15 protein-coding genes are annotated in these 16465 nt (G+C 41.6%); 5 read left to right on the top strand and 10 right to left on the bottom strand.

Going from position 1 to position 16465, the window contains the following annotated elements; genetic code table 11:
* Nucleotides 1–50: 50 nt before the first annotated feature.
* Entirely contained in the window at nucleotides 51–362 is a 312-nt protein-coding gene (locus tag KKH91_04795) for a DUF3467 domain-containing protein (protein ID MBU0952126.1), read from the top strand.
* Nucleotides 363–365: 3 nt separating this feature from the next.
* A complete protein-coding gene (locus KKH91_04800; protein ID MBU0952127.1) occupies nucleotides 366–1619 on the top strand; it encodes a competence/damage-inducible protein A in 1254 nt (417 codons plus the stop codon).
* Nucleotides 1620–1762: 143 nt separating this feature from the next.
* Here the strand turns inward: KKH91_04800 and glyS are convergent, their stop codons facing one another.
* From glyS to KKH91_04850, 10 genes are all read right to left on the bottom strand, one after another.
* Nucleotides 1763–3853, bottom strand: a complete 2091-nt coding sequence (gene glyS, locus KKH91_04805) for a glycine--tRNA ligase subunit beta (GenBank protein MBU0952128.1) — start codon at nucleotides 3851–3853, stop codon at nucleotides 1763–1765.
* A 4-nt stretch (nucleotides 3854–3857) separates the two neighbouring features.
* On the bottom strand, nucleotides 3858–4703 hold the full coding sequence (locus KKH91_04810) for a glycine--tRNA ligase subunit alpha (GenBank protein ID MBU0952129.1): 846 nt from the start codon (nucleotides 4701–4703) through the stop codon (nucleotides 3858–3860).
* Between the two features lie 61 nt (nucleotides 4704–4764).
* Complete coding sequence (recO, locus tag KKH91_04815; GenBank protein MBU0952130.1) at nucleotides 4765–5511, bottom strand: DNA repair protein RecO; 747 nt, start codon at nucleotides 5509–5511, stop codon at nucleotides 4765–4767.
* 34 nt (nucleotides 5512–5545) lie between these two features.
* A complete protein-coding gene (locus KKH91_04820; protein MBU0952131.1) occupies nucleotides 5546–6829 on the bottom strand; it encodes a hemolysin family protein in 1284 nt (427 codons plus the stop codon).
* A 21-nt stretch (nucleotides 6830–6850) separates the two neighbouring features.
* Nucleotides 6851–7945 (bottom strand): hemolysin family protein, encoded by a 1095-nt coding sequence (locus KKH91_04825; GenBank protein MBU0952132.1) that lies wholly within the window; start codon nucleotides 7943–7945, stop codon nucleotides 6851–6853.
* Complete coding sequence (gene ybeY, locus KKH91_04830) at nucleotides 7870–8316, bottom strand: rRNA maturation RNase YbeY (GenBank protein ID MBU0952133.1); 447 nt, start codon at nucleotides 8314–8316, stop codon at nucleotides 7870–7872. The genes KKH91_04825 and ybeY overlap by 76 nt, the downstream gene beginning before the upstream one ends.
* Nucleotides 8270–9751, bottom strand: a complete 1482-nt coding sequence (locus KKH91_04835) for an HDIG domain-containing protein (protein MBU0952134.1) — start codon at nucleotides 9749–9751, stop codon at nucleotides 8270–8272. Before KKH91_04835 ends, ybeY begins: the two co-directional genes overlap by 47 nt.
* Nucleotides 9748–10692, bottom strand: a complete 945-nt coding sequence (locus KKH91_04840; protein MBU0952135.1) for a PhoH family protein — start codon at nucleotides 10690–10692, stop codon at nucleotides 9748–9750. The genes KKH91_04835 and KKH91_04840 overlap by 4 nt, the downstream gene beginning before the upstream one ends.
* Complete coding sequence (gene aspS / locus KKH91_04845) at nucleotides 10664–12451, bottom strand: aspartate--tRNA ligase (GenBank protein ID MBU0952136.1); 1788 nt, start codon at nucleotides 12449–12451, stop codon at nucleotides 10664–10666. Before aspS ends, KKH91_04840 begins: the two co-directional genes overlap by 29 nt.
* 33 nt (nucleotides 12452–12484) lie before the next feature.
* Complete coding sequence (locus KKH91_04850) at nucleotides 12485–13111, bottom strand: threonylcarbamoyl-AMP synthase (GenBank protein MBU0952137.1); 627 nt, start codon at nucleotides 13109–13111, stop codon at nucleotides 12485–12487.
* A gap of 244 nt (nucleotides 13112–13355) precedes the next feature.
* Here KKH91_04850 and amrB point away from each other — a divergent pair, with 244 nt between their 5' ends.
* The 3 genes from amrB to KKH91_04865 all read left to right on the top strand — a co-directional run.
* Nucleotides 13356–14147 carry an AmmeMemoRadiSam system protein B gene (gene amrB / locus KKH91_04855; GenBank protein MBU0952138.1) on the top strand — a complete coding sequence of 264 codons (792 nt, stop codon included), beginning with the start codon at nucleotides 13356–13358 and terminating at the stop codon, nucleotides 14145–14147.
* On the top strand, nucleotides 14144–15883 hold the full coding sequence (polX, locus tag KKH91_04860) for a DNA polymerase/3'-5' exonuclease PolX (protein ID MBU0952139.1): 1740 nt from the start codon (nucleotides 14144–14146) through the stop codon (nucleotides 15881–15883). Before amrB ends, polX begins: the two co-directional genes overlap by 4 nt.
* A 106-nt stretch (nucleotides 15884–15989) precedes the next feature.
* The coding region (locus tag KKH91_04865) for an insulinase family protein (protein ID MBU0952140.1) at nucleotides 15990–16465 on the top strand (476 nt) is incomplete at its 3' end.

The raw sequence follows: 16465 nt of genomic DNA on the forward strand, positions 1-16465 counted from the left end.
ACTCAATACTCTTCCAAGCGAGTAACATTGGGTGTTAAAGGGGAAAAAAAATGGCCGAACAAAATCAACCGTCACTTGAGACAAAACAGATTCAGATTGAAGTAGATGACCAGACTGCGCAGGGGATTTATTGTAACTTAGCGTTAATATCCCATAATGAAACCGAATTTGTGTTCGATTTTATCTTTGTCCAGCCCCAGGCGCCAAAAGCAAAAATAAGGTCAAGAATAATAACTTCGCCCCAGCATATGAAACGCCTGCTTTTGGCAATTAATGACAACATAAAAAAATATGAACTGCAATTCGGCGAGATAAAAACACCTCAAGCAGTAGAAGAAAAAAAAGTAGGTTTCTTTCACTAAAATATGCGTATTGAACTTATCTGTGTAGGGCATGAACTTCTCTATGGTAAACTAAACTCCCATATCGCTTATATCGGAGAACATCTCAGTGATATCGGCCTGCAATTGAATTCCGCAAGAACCATTCCTGATGATCTTGAAGAAATGACAGCAACTTTTAAAGATGCCTTCGTCAAAGCCGATATTACAATAATTACCGGCGGGCTCGGGCCCACTTTTGACGACCTTACCAGAGAAGCCGCTGCAAAAGCATTAAATAAAAAACTTATACGCAACGAAGAGTTGCTTAAAAAACTGGAACAGTACATGGCTTCCAGGGGCTACAAATTCTCGCTTAAGGGGAATGAAAATCAGGCTTACCTTATTGAAGGTGCAAAAACAATAGAGAACAAGTTCGGCACGGCCCCCGGGCAATTTTTGGAACACAATAACAAACTTATTGTGATTCTTCCCGGCCCGCCGAAAGAAATGCACACAATGTTTGAATCCTTCTTAGCGCCTCTTTTGAAAAATAAATATTGCGGGATTATTGCGAAATCAAAAACTATTCATATTTTCGGGCTTGGGGAATCAAAAGTAAATGAAATAATAAAACCTATCATTGAAACGGAGCGCAAACTTGAAGATGGCTCCGTATCCTTTACCATTCTTGCCCATTTATCCGGAGTAAACATAAAAACTACTGTCACGGGCACTGATTCAATGTTAGTGGATGAAATTATGCACAGCATAAAAGCAGAGTTCTATAGGGTGCTCAAAGATTATATTTACGGTGAGGATGCTCAAACTTTAGAAAGTATTGTTGGAGACCTGCTCATTAAACATAAAAGTACTCTTTCCGTTGCAGAATCCTGCACAGGCGGGCTTATAGCAAACCGGCTGACAAATATTCCCGGTAGTTCGCTTTTTTTTCAGGGCGGGATAGTTTCTTACTCAAACCACTCAAAAATTGAAATACTCAAAGTAAATCCTGAGGTAATTGATAAAAATGGTGCTGTTTCCGAGCCCACTGCGCTGGAAATGGCAAAAGGCGCGAAAGCGCTCACCAAAAGCGATTACGCTGTCGCGATCAGCGGAATTGCCGGCCCTTCGGGAGGGACTCCCGAAAAACCGGTAGGAACGGTCTGTTTTGCCCTGGTTACTCCCAAAAAAAATAAAACTGAAACGGTGCACTTCATAGGCACACGCCTAGAAATCAAAGAACGCTCCGCAAACCACGTTTTCAATATCCTCCGTTTAGAATTACAAGCCCATTAAAAATATTGGGGAACTTTTTTGGCATTTTTTACGTCTATCTGGCAAATAGGGGACATCTCGTGATTATTTAATTCAAATTTCAGCCAGTCACCCGGCAACCATTATTTTTCGTTAGGAATGAAATTTTAAACGGCCTGGGGCGATTATTGCAGTTGGGAGAGGTCAGAAACGTTTAGAAAGAGGTTTACTGTTTCCTGCAAGAGAGCAAGGCGGTTATCGCGTAAAGTTGTATCGGGTGCCATTACCATAACCTTATCGAAAAACTTATCTATCGGTTCCCTCAAGGTTACAAGTATCTTTAAAACTTCCAAATATTCCTTCTTATCAATAAACTGCTGAATTTCCTTTTTTACTCTTTCAAGGCTTTGGTAGAGATCCTTTTCTTCCTGTTCCATTAATTTATCGGCAGACAATTGATTAACATTAACAGGCAAGTTCTTTTGCTGGGCCTGCCTTAAAATATTAGATGCTCTTTTAAATCCTGCCGCCAAAGGTTCAAAGTCAGGAAGTTTCCGGATTTCTTTAATAGCATCCAGTTTTTCCTGAACTTCAATTAAATTGTTAAAATCCTTGCTTAAAACCGACCTGATTTCGTCTATTTTGTAACCTTTTTCTTCAAAAATTACTTCTAAGCGTTGGCGGAAAAAATCCAGTGTTATATCCAAAAGCTTCGGCTGGCTTCCTGTAATTGAACCCGGAAGGCATGCTATAGCTTTCTGTATTAATTCTTTCAGCGGAATCTGGATTTTCTTTTCAATAAGAATCCTGACTATTCCTATCGCCTGGCGTCTTAATCCATAGGGGTCTGCTGAGCCTGTAGGAATAAGCCCTACGGCAAAATTGCCTGCAATCGTGTCAATCTTGTCTGAAATGGAAACCACAGCGCCCGTTATTGTTTTTGGAAGTTTGCCCTGGGCTGATAAAGGCCAGTAATGTTGTTCAATTGCGCTATAGACATTTTCAGGTTCGCCGTTTTTTTCTGCGTAAATTGCGCCGATAACACCCTGAAGCTCGGCATATTCAAATACTATAGAAGTTAATAAATCATTTTTGCACAGCATTACCGTGCGGCTGATTTCTCTTTTTTGCACCGGGTCTAGGTTAAGCCACTGGCCGATCTGACTGGAAAGTTTTTCTATCCGCTGTATTTTTTCGTACACTGTACCAAGTTTCTGCTGGAATATTATGCCTTTGAGTTTTTCTGTTTTGGTTTCAAGCTTTTCTTTCAAATCCTGTTCATAGAAGAATTCTGCGTCTTTAAGCCGCGCTGACGCCACTTTCTCGTAGCCTTCCTTAACAATCTCCTGGTGTTCCGATGCGCCGTTCCTGATACCTATAAAATAATTGCTAAGTTTTCCGTTCTTGTCCATAACCGGGAAGAATTTTTGTTTCTTTTCCAGGCAAGTGATAATGACTATTTCGGGTAGTTTTAGGAAATTTTTATCGAATTCACAAAGGACAGCTGTGGGGTGTTCCACTAAATATGTTATCTCTTCAAGGAGCTTTTCATCAAATTCTACTTTACCGCCTATTTTTTTAATTGCCTGGTTGGCAGTGCTCAGTATATTTCCTTTCCTTATTTGTTGGTCAACAATAACGTAATTATCCCTCAAAATGCTTGTATATTTTTCAGGCAGGGCAACCTTGAGTTTTTTTGATGATTTTATGTAAAGCCCGTAAGTGTGAACGCCTGATTTTATTCCTGCTATTGTAAGTTTTACCGGTTTAGCTCCATGAAGCGCGATAATGCTTTTTATAGGCCTGACAAACTTGAATTTTGATTCATTCCACACCATAGTTTTGGGGAAATAAATTTTGGTAATGATTTTTGTGAATATTTCCGGCAATACTTTTTCTGTTAGCTGGCCGCCGGTTTGTTTGGTGATGTAGTAATAGTCGCCCTTAGGAGTGTTTTTTATCTGGAGGTTCTCAGCTTTAATTCCCTGGGTGTTGGCAAAGCCAAGTCCTACCTTTGTAAATTCGCCGTTTTCATCTTTGGCTATTTTGACGGGAGGCCCCATTACTTCAATGGTTTCCTCTTTTGTCTTTTCAACAAGGCCGTCTATATAAACAGCAAGGCGTCTGGGTGTGGCCCAGACAGTTACATTTTTGTATTCAAGTTTCTGTTCATCAAGGAACTTTTTCGTGAGCTCACGCAAGTTTGCGATAACCGGGGGGATAAAGTTCGCCGGTATTTCTTCTGTATAGATTTCGAGTAAAGTGTTCTTAGCCATAAAGCTATTTTGTCTCTTTTTCGATGTACTGTTCTGCTGCGCGGTGAGCCAGGTTGCGCACCCGGCTGATATACGAGATGCGTTCTGTAACTGAAATTGCTCCGCGCGCGTCAAGCAGGTTAAACAAGTGCGAGCATTTCATTACGCAGTCATAAGCGGGCAAAACCAGTTTTTTGTCTAAAAGGGAAAGCGCTTCTTTTTCCCAATCTGTAAAATGCCTTTGTAAAAGTTCTACATTTGCTTCTTCAAAGTTATATCTGGAAAATTGTTTTTCATCTTCAAGGTGCACTTCTCCGTAAGTGGTATCTTTGTTCCATAGAATATCGTAAACAGAATTTTTCTTCTGGGAGTAAGTGGCAAGCCGTTCGAGCCCGTAGGTCAACTCCACTGAGATGGGGTTTAGTTCAAACCCTCCGATCTGCTGAAAATATGTAAACTGCGTGATTTCCATTCCGTCAAGCCATACTTCCCAGCCCAGCCCCCAGGCGCCAAGGGTAGGCGATTCCCAGTCGTCTTCTACAAAACGGATATCGTGTTGTTTCAGGTTTAAGCCGATAGCGGTCAATGAAGATAAATATAATTGCTGTATGTTTGCCGGAGCAGGTTTCATTATAACCTGGTACTGGTAATAATGCTGTAAGCGGTTTGGGTTTTCACCGTATCTGCCGTCGGTTGGCCTGCGAGAGGGTTCCACATAGGCGGCTTTCCAGGGCTTGGGTCCTAGGGCCCTCAAAAAAGTCGCCGGGTTAAACGTCCCTGCGCCTTTTTCAAGGTCGTAGGGCTGGACAATCAGGCAGCCCTTGCGGGACCAGAATTTTTCTAATGCAAAAATAATTTCCTGGAAAATCACAGTTACCTTTCTCGAACCGCACGGTATTCGATAGGAAGAATGTGCGGTCAGTCATGTGTTATTAGCTGGTTAAATTTTTCACGAACATCTGGGTTTTCAATGAGTACGGCACGTATTCATTGACGTATGTTCTTATTAAATTTTCAACGAGTTCTTCTATTCTTTTTGGAACTTCCAATTTTTCCACGTCTTCGCCCGGGAGTTTTGAAAGCTGTCTGATGAAACTTGTTGCCTTAGTGTTAACACCTATTAACTCAAAATCAGCTTCATTATAACAGTTTTTGCAGACAAGCCCTCCGTCTTTCAGGCTGAAGAATATTATATCAGATTTTTGGCTGATTTCATCATTCAGGACTTCTGTTTCGCAGTTAACGCATTTATTTAATTCCAGCCCATAACCGCAGAGTTTCATGAATCTCAGGGCAAAGGCCAGGTAAATATAATCCGGCCGTTTTGAAGTTTCAAGCAATTCGAGAGTTCTTTTTAAAAGGACATATTTATGGATATTTTTTTCATGTTCGGCGGTCAATGAATCTACCAGGTTTACTACGGCGCAGGCATAGGAATATTTCGTAATATTTGTTTTAAGCGGATTGAACATATTTTTTAATATTCCACCTATAACCCTGATCCTGGATGTTTTACTGTTCAGGTAGAGCATGAATTCGGTTTCTGTGACGGGTTCTGTGGCCGCAAGCAGTTTGGCTGTGATTTTTCTGGAACCGGTGGCCGTAGCTTTTACTTTGCCAAGTTCCAGGCTGTAAATGTGCAGGTACTTGTCAACTTCGCCGGTTTTTCTGGAATACAAAACGATCCCGCGGGTTCTTTGGTATTGCATGTTTTTATTTTGTGATTTTAACTATCTTTATCTTTTTACGGTCTGCATCCACTATTTCAATGGTAAATTCTTTCCACACTATTTTCTCGCCGGGTGCCGGTATTTTCTTAAACAGCGTAAGCACCCAGCCGCCCACGGTGGTGAAAGCTCTGGTCGGCTGGACGCCAAGCTTTAATTCTTCATTCACTTTGTGTATGGACCGCGTGGCTTTAACCACCCAGTTTGTGCTGGCGGCACAGGGAAAATCAGTTATAGGTTTTTCACGTATGTCATATTCGTCGTAAATTTCGCCGACTATTTCCTCAACAATATCTTCGACGGTAATCAATCCTTGCGCTACCCCATATTCATCCACTACAACCGCCAGGTGGTGCTTACCGGATTTGAATTCGCGGATTAAATTATCTACTAAAATATTTTCAGGCACGAAATAAGCTGGGCGTATTATGTCATCCAGAACAAAGAGTTTCCTGTTTTGCCAGGTAAGTATAAGGTCTTTGGCGTAAATGACGCCGATGATGTTGTCCAGGGAACCTTTATAAACGGGAATGCGGGAATATTTGCTTGTTAAAACCCTGTTTATTATCTCGTCCAGGCCCGTATTGTAATCTATGGCAAAAATTTCCGGCCTGGGAACCATGACTTCCTGAACGCGCCTCTCGCCGAAAAGCAGGATGTTGGAAAACATTTTTTTCTCCTGCCTGGACAGGCCGAGGCTTGAGTCAGCGCTTGAATTCGTGATGGGTTCCGTGTCGGAATTAAGCAGAATCTGCAATTCTTCTTTGGACAAAAATGGCGATTCTGATCTTTCATGGATCCTGATCAGGCGCATGAAACTTTTTGCAAAGCGTACAAGAATATTTGTTACAGGAAAAAACAATTTTGAGAAAAATATCAGTAAAGGTATCCCGGAAATACAAACTGCTTCTGCATTAAGCCTGCTGTAAATCTTGGGAGCTATATCGCTGAACATCAGAACCAAAACAACAACAATAAAAGGTATAAAATATATAAACCAGCGGCCGGCAAAATCCAAAGCCAGGGAAACAGAAAGCACCCCGGCGCCGATACTCATAAGGTTGTTCCCTACCAGGATTGTCGCTATCAGGTTATCAGGATTTGTTTCCCAGGCCGTAAGGCATTTACTTATCTTAGGGTGCTTTTCCTTCATTCCAGTCAGGCCTAATCCGGAGATGCTCAGGATAGCGGTTTCAACTGCGTTAAAATAAGCGCCCATGAGTATGAAAACTGCCATTAGAATAAGTTTTACAACTATTAATAGTTCCATATATTTATTTTAATTTAGTTTTCAACGGGACTGGCCGTAGGCCAATTCGTATTCGTCAATAATTTCTCCTACTATTTCTTCCAACACATCTTCAAGCGTCAGGAATCCTTTCACATCGTTTTTATAATCTATGACAATAGCGCAATGCGAAGTGCCTTTGCGGAATTCAGAAAGCAGTTTACTTACCTTTTCATCCGCGGTAACAAAATGCGCGGGCCTGATAAGCGATTTTGAAAATTCTATTGATTCATTTTGACCTGTATTAACCAGGTCTTTCAGCAGGACGATTCCGATTATTCTGTTTCTGGAACCTGAATAAACAGGGACGCGGCTGCGGCCGGTTTCAAGCAGGTCGTCCATGATTTTTTCCGAAGAGTTGTCAATGTTTACGCTTTCCACCTTGTCTATAGGTACCATGATTTCACTGACCCTGATTTTTGAAAGTTTCAGCATTCCTTCCAGCATTTTTGTGGTTTCTTTTCCCAATATGCCCCGTCTGCCGGAATCTAAAACTATATTTCTGACTTCTTCAGCGGTTATCGAGTTAATTTTGCTGACAGGCCTTGCGGATTTTATGCCCAATACGCCTCCGGCAAACCATATAAAGGGCTTAATCAGGGGGTAAATTATTTTATTGATAAAACCGATAGGTGTTATAACCAGCAGGGACATTCTTTCCGGGTTGCTTTTACCGTACATTTTCGGCACAATGTCACAAAAGGTAATTATAAAAGCGGTAATAAAAAGCCAGGCGGCAAATTCAATTATTTCTCTTGATAGAAATTTATCGAAAATTTGTATTGCAATGAAAGTGGCAATAGAACTTACCAAAATGTTGGAGACGGCGTTGCCCACAAGAATGGTGGTCAAAAAATCCTGCGGGTACTGAAGCCATTTGGAAAAGATTTTGCGAAGAGGTTTTTGAAGCGCGGTAATTTTTCTTATTTTATATTTTGACAGGGAGGAAAGCGCGGCTTCCGCACCAGAGAAAAAGAATGACAAAAATAACAGGAATAAAATCAGGATAAGGCTGAAAAAAATTAGCATACCGATTTCAGGATTTGTTCCTGCCGGCCCCACATCTGGTTTCTTCTGCCGTCGGAATCGTCGTTCCATCCGATCAGGTGAAGTATACCGTGAATGACAAGAAAAAGTATTTCCTGTTTAAAGGTATGGTTGTATTGTTCGGCCTGGGCCTGGGCGGAATCCACTGAAATAAATATGTCGGATTGCACCTGCTTGCCGGTTGCGTAGGGGAAGCACATTACGTCAGTGGTGCGGTCTTTTTGCAAATACCGCAGGTTCATTTCTTTTATCTCTTCATCCGACGTAAGCACGATTGACAGCTGGTAGGAACCGAAGAATTTTTCCTGGTCAAAAGTGGCTTTAGCTACGGTCCTGATGTCGTTTTCAATATTTTCCGGCAGATCTATTTTAACATTAAGATTGTGGATCCGTATTGTTGTCTTTCTGTTTTGATCTTTCATATTCCGTCCTTGTGTGATGTATGCTGGTAAGGGTTGTTATCATGCTTCCTGCAATCATGTGCAGGTCTGAAAGGGTTATCGGCGCTTCATCCAGCTGACCGTCGGTGAATTTATTATTTATGATTTTTTCAACGGTTTCCTTTATTCTGTTTGAAGAAGGCGTTTCAAGCAGGCGCAATGCTGCTTCACAGGAATCTGCGAGCATAAGTATGGCGGATTCCTTTGTTTTAGGTTTTGGGCCGGGATAGCGGAACCTGCTTTCCTCGGCATCATCTCCGCCTTGAAGCGCTTTCTGGTAAAACATGTATATGAGTGAGGTGCCGTGGTGTTCTTTAATTAAATCAACTATAGGTTTGTCTAAATTTTGCTGTTCCGCGTAAGTTACGCCTTCTTTGACGTGCGTTATAACAACCAGTCCCGACATGGAAGGCGGAATAGCATCGTGGGGATTATCGCTGGCGAGCTGGTTTTCAATAAAGTATTCCGGTTTGGCAATCTTTCCGATGTCGTGATAAATCGCGCCTACTCTTGCGAGCAATGCGTTGGCGCCTATGACTTCGGCCGCCTGTTCTGCGACGGATGCCACCATCAGCGAATGGTGATAAGTTCCGGGCGCTTCCATCATTAACCTTTTCAACAAAGGCTGGTTGAAATCCGCCAGCTCTATCAGTTTAATATTAGTAATACGTGAAAAAAATGTTTCAAGCGGCGACAGGAGCCCGAACACAAATATTATGCTTGCAATACCGTTGGCGCAGGCCCATAAAATATTTGTGACTAATTGGCCAGCAGGGAGAGGCCCCAGAAGCGTGAGGGTTATTACAGAAATAACGTTAATGGCCATTATTTTTGTGCCAACCCGGGTGATGTCCTGCCTGTGTTTTATTTTTGTAGACAAATTTAAAGCTAAGAGAGAACCCATGATATGGTAAAACAAATATTCAAGCTTAAAATCGTAAAGAATCCCGCACATAAAAGGAATAGCAATGGCAAGAAGCATGCCCGCTTTATTTCCAAGCAACAGCGATGCCAGAAGTATAACACCCGCTATGGGCACAAGCAGCGGCGAAAGCGAGCCAAAAGGTTTTATAGTTTCAATCAACAGGACCGACAATGAGGTTAAAATACCCAGGAGCATCATCGCATCATTGTCCCTGGCTAAATCCTGCAAGTTTCTCTTAAGGAATACAATGAATAAAGTAAAAGAAAGCAAAACAAAAAGCAAAAGCCCGAAAAGCTTTGTAGGTGTGGGGCCGATTTCAATAACAAGTGCTGAAAAAATAAGAAGCGCATTAACCCCGATGATTATTACAGGATGTATATGTATTTGTCTCTGCCAGAATTGAAGATTGTCCCTTAGCACGGGTTTTGAATTTTTTTCCGTCCAGATTAAAAGCCTTAAAAGGAATTTTCTTGCCGCCTCTCTTAGTGTCATTTGTCTTTCCGGTTCTCCCAAATTTCGTAAGCTTTTATTATTTCTTTCACTAGTTTGTGCCTGACGACATCTTTATCGGTGAAATGTATGAATTTTATCGCTTCGATTTTGTTTAATATTTTTTCGCTTAAAACCAGCCCGGACTGTTTTTTGTTTTCCAGGTCTATCTGGGTCACATCTCCGGTGATTACTGCCTGGGAATTAAAGCCGAGGCGCGTTAAAAACATTTTCATCTGTTCCGGGACTGTGTTCTGGGCTTCGTCGAGAATTATGAACGCATTTTCAAGCGTCCTTCCTCTCATATAAGCCAGCGGAACGATTTCAATAGTATCATCATCCCTGTACCTGCGGAATCTCTCCGGGCCTATCATGCTGTAAAAAGCGTCATAAAGAGGCCGCAAATAAGGGTTAATTTTTTCATAAAGGTCGCCCGGAAGAAAGCCCAGTTTTTCACCGGATTCAACAACCGGCCTGGTGATAACAATCTTGCTGACTTTGCCGCTTTCAAGCATGGTCAAAGCCGCAGCCACAGCAAGGAAAGTTTTTCCGGTGCCTGCGGGACCGATGCCGAACACCAGGTCGTATTTATTTATAGCGTCTATATAAGCTTTTTGATTTGCTGATAACGAGCGAATCTGCTTGCCGGAAAAGGTATTATAAACAGCGCTCTGGCCGGGCTCAGGGCATGAATTTGCCGGGCCTGGTTTTTCCGGATTAGTCGGCATTGTTTTGTTTTTCAAATCAAGCAGGCTCTCGAATGCATTGTCCACTTTTGTTTTTTTTCCTGAAACCTCAATAACGTATTTGTTCGTTTTAGGATCTTCAAAAGAAAGAACCTTTACATTGTGTTCGTTTTCAATATCCTTTATATTCCTGTCGCTTTCGCCCAGGATGCTGATGGCTTGCGTATAATTACTTAGAAATAGTTTCTTTTTCGACATAAGTTGATTTTATATTTAACTCCTTCAATTGTTTGTCTTCTACAGTATCAGGGCCGCCCGTAAGCGGGCAGATTCCTTTTTGGGTTTTAGGGAATGCGATAACATCCCGGATAGATTCTTCGCCTTTTAGCAGGGCTACAAACCTGTCTAAACCCAGCGCTATACCGCCGTGCGGGGGCGCTCCGAATTTGAACGCTTCCACAAGAAAACCGAACCTGTCTTTTGCTTCTTCGTCGGCTATTCCCAGCAGCTTGAATATTTTTTCCTGGAGTTCTTTTTTATGAATACGTATGCTTCCGCCGCCGAGTTCTGTGCCGTTTAATACAATATCGTAGGCCAGCGCTTTAATGCCGGCTGTGGCCTGGCCAATTTCTGAAATATCTTTTATATTGGGCATAGTAAACGGGTGGTGCATGCTTACCCACCGTTTATTTTCAGCGTTCCATTCAAGCAGGGGAAAATTAACAACCCATAAAAATTCAAGTTTCCCGGCAGAAGTGTCAATTAAATTCAATTCCTTGCCAAGATAGTTTCTTAGACAGCCGAGTGAATTATAGGTTACATTTGGCTTATCCGCAACAAAGAATATGATAGTTCCGGGCTGTGCTCCGAACTGTTGTTTTATTTTTGCTAATTCTTCAGGCGTGAAAAATTTCGCTATGGGAGAATCAAACCCGTCAGTCGTTATCTTAATCCAGGCAAGGCCTTTTGCGCCGAAGGGCGCTACAATTTCTGTCATGGAAAGAAGTTTCTGGCGTGAAAATTTCTCTTTGTCATCTTTACAGCAGATGCCGCAGACAATTCCCTTGTTAGCAACCGTATCAGAAAAAACTTTAAATTTTGCGGTTTTTACGATATCCGATATATCAACCAATTCCAGGCCGAACCTTAAATCCGGTTTGTCAGAGCCATATCTGGAAAGGGCTTCAGCATAGTCCATTCTTTTAAAAGGTGTTTTTATTTCAATACCGGTGGCTTCTTTTAAAGCCGCACAGAGAAGTTTCTCGGTCATCGTCATTACGTCGTCGGGTTCAACGAAACTCATTTCAATATCAACCTGGGTAAATTCCGGCTGTCTGTCTGCGCGCAGGTCTTCATCCCGGAAGCACCTGACTATCTGGTAATATTTGTCAAAACCGGAAACCATCAGCAATTGCTTGAATAATTGTGGTGACTGGGGTAGAGCATAAAAGGTGCCCGGGTTCAAACGCGATGGAACAAGGAAATCTCTTGCGCCTTCAGGTGTGGATTTTGTTAAAAATGGGGTTTCGATATCGGTGAAACCCTCATGAGACAGGTGTTTTCTTAGGGCAGAAGTCAATTTGTTCCTGAAAAGGATGTTTTCTTTTACCTGAGGCCTGCGCAAGTCCAAGTACCTGTATTTCAGGCGCAATTCTTCGCCGGCATTTGAGAATTCGGATATTTCAAAAGGCAGAGTTTCGCAAGTGTTTAATATTTCAAGGGTTTCAACGATGATTTCTATTTCACCGGTAGGCAGTTTGGGGTTGATTGTGCCTTTAGGCCTTTTTTGGACAAGGCCCGTTATCATCAATACATATTCAGCATGAAGTTGTTCTGCCTGTTGGAATAGTTTTGAAGATTCAGGATTAAAAACCAACTGTACCACACCTTCCCGGTCGCGCAAATCAACAAATATTACTCCGCCGTGGTCTCTCCTGGAGTGCACCCAGCCGCATAGAGTTACTTTATTTCCAAGATGTTCAAGATTAGGTTCACCGCAATAATGTGTTCGTTTCATAGTGTGGTATTATACTAAAATTACAGGGGTAGTTCAAATAATGCGTTTTAAATCTTCCATAGTTATCGCTCCTTGGCGGAGTATTTTTGGCGGGGAAACAGTAAAATCAACCACAGTTGAGGGCATTCCTGTCAAGGCAGGGCCGCTATCAAGAACGATATCCGCTTTTTCAAGCAATTTTTTTGGGATTTCCTGGATACTTTGCGGGCTTTTTTTGCCTGAAAAGTTCGCGCTAGGCGCGGCTATCAATGAGCCGGATTCCTTTATAAATTCAAAAGCGACCGGGTGATCCGGCATTCTGATGCCTACGGTTTGTCTGCCGGCGGTGACCAGGTCGCTAACATCTTTATTTTTTAATAGCACTATTGTCAAAGGGCCGGGCATGAATTTATTGATGATTTTAAAGATATAATCCGGGATATTCCAGGCTATTTTGATTATATCCTGTTTATTGGCTATGTGAATAGTAAGAGGGTTGTTTTGCGGCCTTCCTTTTAATTCAAATACTTTTTTTACTGCTTCAGGGTTTAAAGCATCAACACCAATACCGTAAACCGTTTCTGTTGGAAATATAACCGTCCCGCCTTTTTTTATAGTTTCAGCGGCCAGCGCAATCTTTTCTTTTTCGGGCTTAAAATAGTCTATTTTTAAGAGTTTCATGATGTGGCTAATTTTACAATAAATATAGGCGGGAGTAAAGAGGGACATCAGTACCGGTATTGTATCATATAGTGTGTAATTTCAGTTTGACATAAAAAATGAAAAGGGCTAAACTCCTAAAGGTTATCATCAAAATAACTTAAGGAGGTAGCCCTATGGCTAACATTGTACAAGAATTAGAGTTCACTGACAAGTTCCATCGCGCCCTGTTTGAAATATAACTAAAAACTTGTATAATACCATCATGATTCGCAACGCGCTTTTTGCAGGTACCTGGTATCCAAAAACAAAAACAGAGATTGAAGAGTATTTGGATCTCAAAACACAAAAAACTGACGCTATTTCCTGTATTTGCCCTCATGCCGGCTGGATGTACTCAGGCAAGGTCGCCGGGAAGGTTTATTCCGGAATAAATACTGCAGAAACCTATATAATAATCGGGCCAAACCATACCGGTAATGGCGCGCCGGCAAGCATTTTTTCTGAAGGTGCCTGGAAAATGCCTCTTGGAGATGTTGAAATAGATTCGGCTCTTTCAAAAAGCATAATGCAGTTTTCGGAATTTTTGAAAACTGATACACAAGCGCATATGCGCGAACATTGTATCGAAGTCCAAATACCTTTTATTCAATATTTTAACCCAAAAGTAAAAATTGTACCCATTGTCCTTATGTCGGACGAATTTGAAGTTGCCCAGGATATTGCTAATGCAGTGGCTGAATCCATAAAAAAAACAAATTATAAAACTATGATTATTGCGTCAACAGATATGACCCATTATGAACCCCAGCAGTATGCCAAAAAAATGGATTCATTAGCTATTGATAAAATACTCCAGCTTGACGCCGCCGGTTTGTATAGCACAGTCAAACAAAATGGAATTTCCATGTGCGGTATCCTGCCCGCAACTGCTGTAATCATCGCCAGTAAAAAACTTGGCGCAAAATCTGCAAGGCTTATCCAATACTCAACAAGCGGCGATGTCAGCGGCGACATGGATGCCGTTGTTGGCTACGCCGGAATCGCGGTAAAATGAGAAACAATGAAGTAGCAAAATTACTTTACGAAATTTCCGAATTATTAAGCCTCACCGAGCATAATCCTTTCCGCATAAGGGCCTACGAAAGGGCAGCGCAGGCCGTAGAATCTTTAACTGACGACATTGATGCTCTTTCCGCCAGGGGAAAACTAAGGGAAGTTCCCAGAATAGGCGAGAGCATAGCTGAAAAGATAACAGAATACCTTAATACCGGGAAGATCGAATACTTCGAAGACCTTAAAAAACTGTCTCCCAAAGGGTTAATACAAATCATGCAGATTCCCGGCCTGGGCCCGAAAAAAGCTAAAATAGTATTTGATAAACTGCATATTTCCGACATTGACAAGTTAAAAAAAGCTGCCGAGGAAGGCAAATTGAAAGATTTGCCCGGTTTTGCTGAAAAAACTCAGGCCAATATTTTGCAGGGTATTGCATTAAAACAAAAGACAAGAGGCAGAATACTTTTGCATGACGCTCTTGCGCTTTCAGAAAATATAATCAGCCAGTTAAAAAAAATCAAAGAAGTCCGTAATATCAGTTACGCGGGTTCTTTAAGAAGAAAGCTGGAAACCGTCGGAGATATTGATATTTTGTGCACCGTAGAAAATAACAATAACAGCCTGATAATTGAAAAATTTACGCACCTGCCCGAAGTTGACAGAATAATTTCCAGCGGGGAAACAAAGGCCAGTATTTATACCGACGAGAATATCCAGATAGACCTCAGAGTTGTTGCGCCGGAAAGTTACGGCGCGGCCCTGCAGTATTTTACGGGCTCCAAAGAACATAATGTCGCCCTCAGGGAACTTGCTTCCAAGAAGGATTTAACTATTAACGAATACGGCGTATATAAAGTAAAAAAGAAAAATACTTCCAACGAACTTATAGCCGGTAAAACTGAGACCGAAGTTTATAATTCAGTCGGGCTGCAGTATATACCTCCGGAAATAAGGGAGAACCGGGGGGAAATTGAAGCGGCGAAAACAAATTCTATCCCTGGGCTTATCCGCGAAAAGGATATTCTGGGGGATATACACCTGCACACAAATTACAGCGACGGCGCAAATACCGTAGAACAGGTTGCTGAAAAAGCCATTGAATTGGGGTGGGAATGGATAATAATCTGCGATCATTCTCAAAGTTTAAAAATTGCAAATGGGGCTTCAGTAAAAGACCTCAGGAAAAGAAATGATGAAATTCACAATTATAACGCAAAATACGGTGATGTGCATATTCTGTGCGGCTCGGAAGTGGATATCCTTACTGACGGAAAGCTGGATTATCCGGATGAAGTGCTTAAAGAACTGGATTTTATTACTGCTTCAATTCATACGGGCTTTAAAGAGACCGAAGAACAAATTACCGGCAGAATTCTCCGCGCTTTTGAAAATAAATACGTAAATGCTTTATCACATCCCACAGGACGAATTATACGCAAAAGAGATTCCTATTCCATAAGCATGGAAAGAGTGCTTGAAGGCGCAAAAAAATTCGGTGTATTTCTTGAAATAAACGCATTTCCCGAACGCTTGGACCTTACAGACATTTATTGCAAAAAAGCAAAAGAAATGGGCATAAAGATGACCATTGGTTCGGATGCCCACCGTTTGGACCATATGGAATATATCCCTCAGGGTGTTTTTGTCGCCCAGCGCGGTTGGCTTGAAAAAAAAGATGTAATAAACACACTGAATTATCACGAACTTATAAAAGTGCTTAAAAAAAGAAGATAAATGAAATGAAAACTACTTATTCAGTCCCTATAGATTCTTCCCAAGTTCACCTTGAACTTATCAGTCAGAATCTAGCATTGGGACACCTGAAAGAGAGGTGTTTCAGGTGAAAATAAAATACTTGAGAGGAACTATCGCTATGATGAGCTTACTATCAATTTTAGGATTGTCCGGATTTTCTCCCTTATCCGGGTTTAAAAAAACTGTTTTTAAAAATGGTTTAAACGTTTTCATTAAGGAGGACCACAAAACTCCGCTAGTTTCCGTACAGCTATGGGTGCGTGCCGGGTCAATTGATGAAAACACACGGAACAACGGAGTGTCTCATTGTTTAGAACATATGCTTTTTAAGGGCACTGTAAATTTTCCTGTCGGGGAAATTTCACGCATTGTCGAATCCTACGGCGGCTATATAAATGCAGCAACCTCTAAAGAGTTCACGTATTTTTATATCGATATATCTACAGACGGGTTTTATAATGCCTTAAGAATAATGGCTGATCTTGCAAACCAGCGGGCTAATTTCTCTAAAGATGAACTGGAACTGGAAAGAACTGTAATCCTGGAAGAAATAAAAAGGTC

The organism is Elusimicrobiota bacterium, assembly GCA_018816525.1.
Taxonomy (GTDB): domain Bacteria; phylum Elusimicrobiota; class Endomicrobiia; order CG1-02-37-114; family XYA2-FULL-39-19; genus OXYB2-FULL-48-7.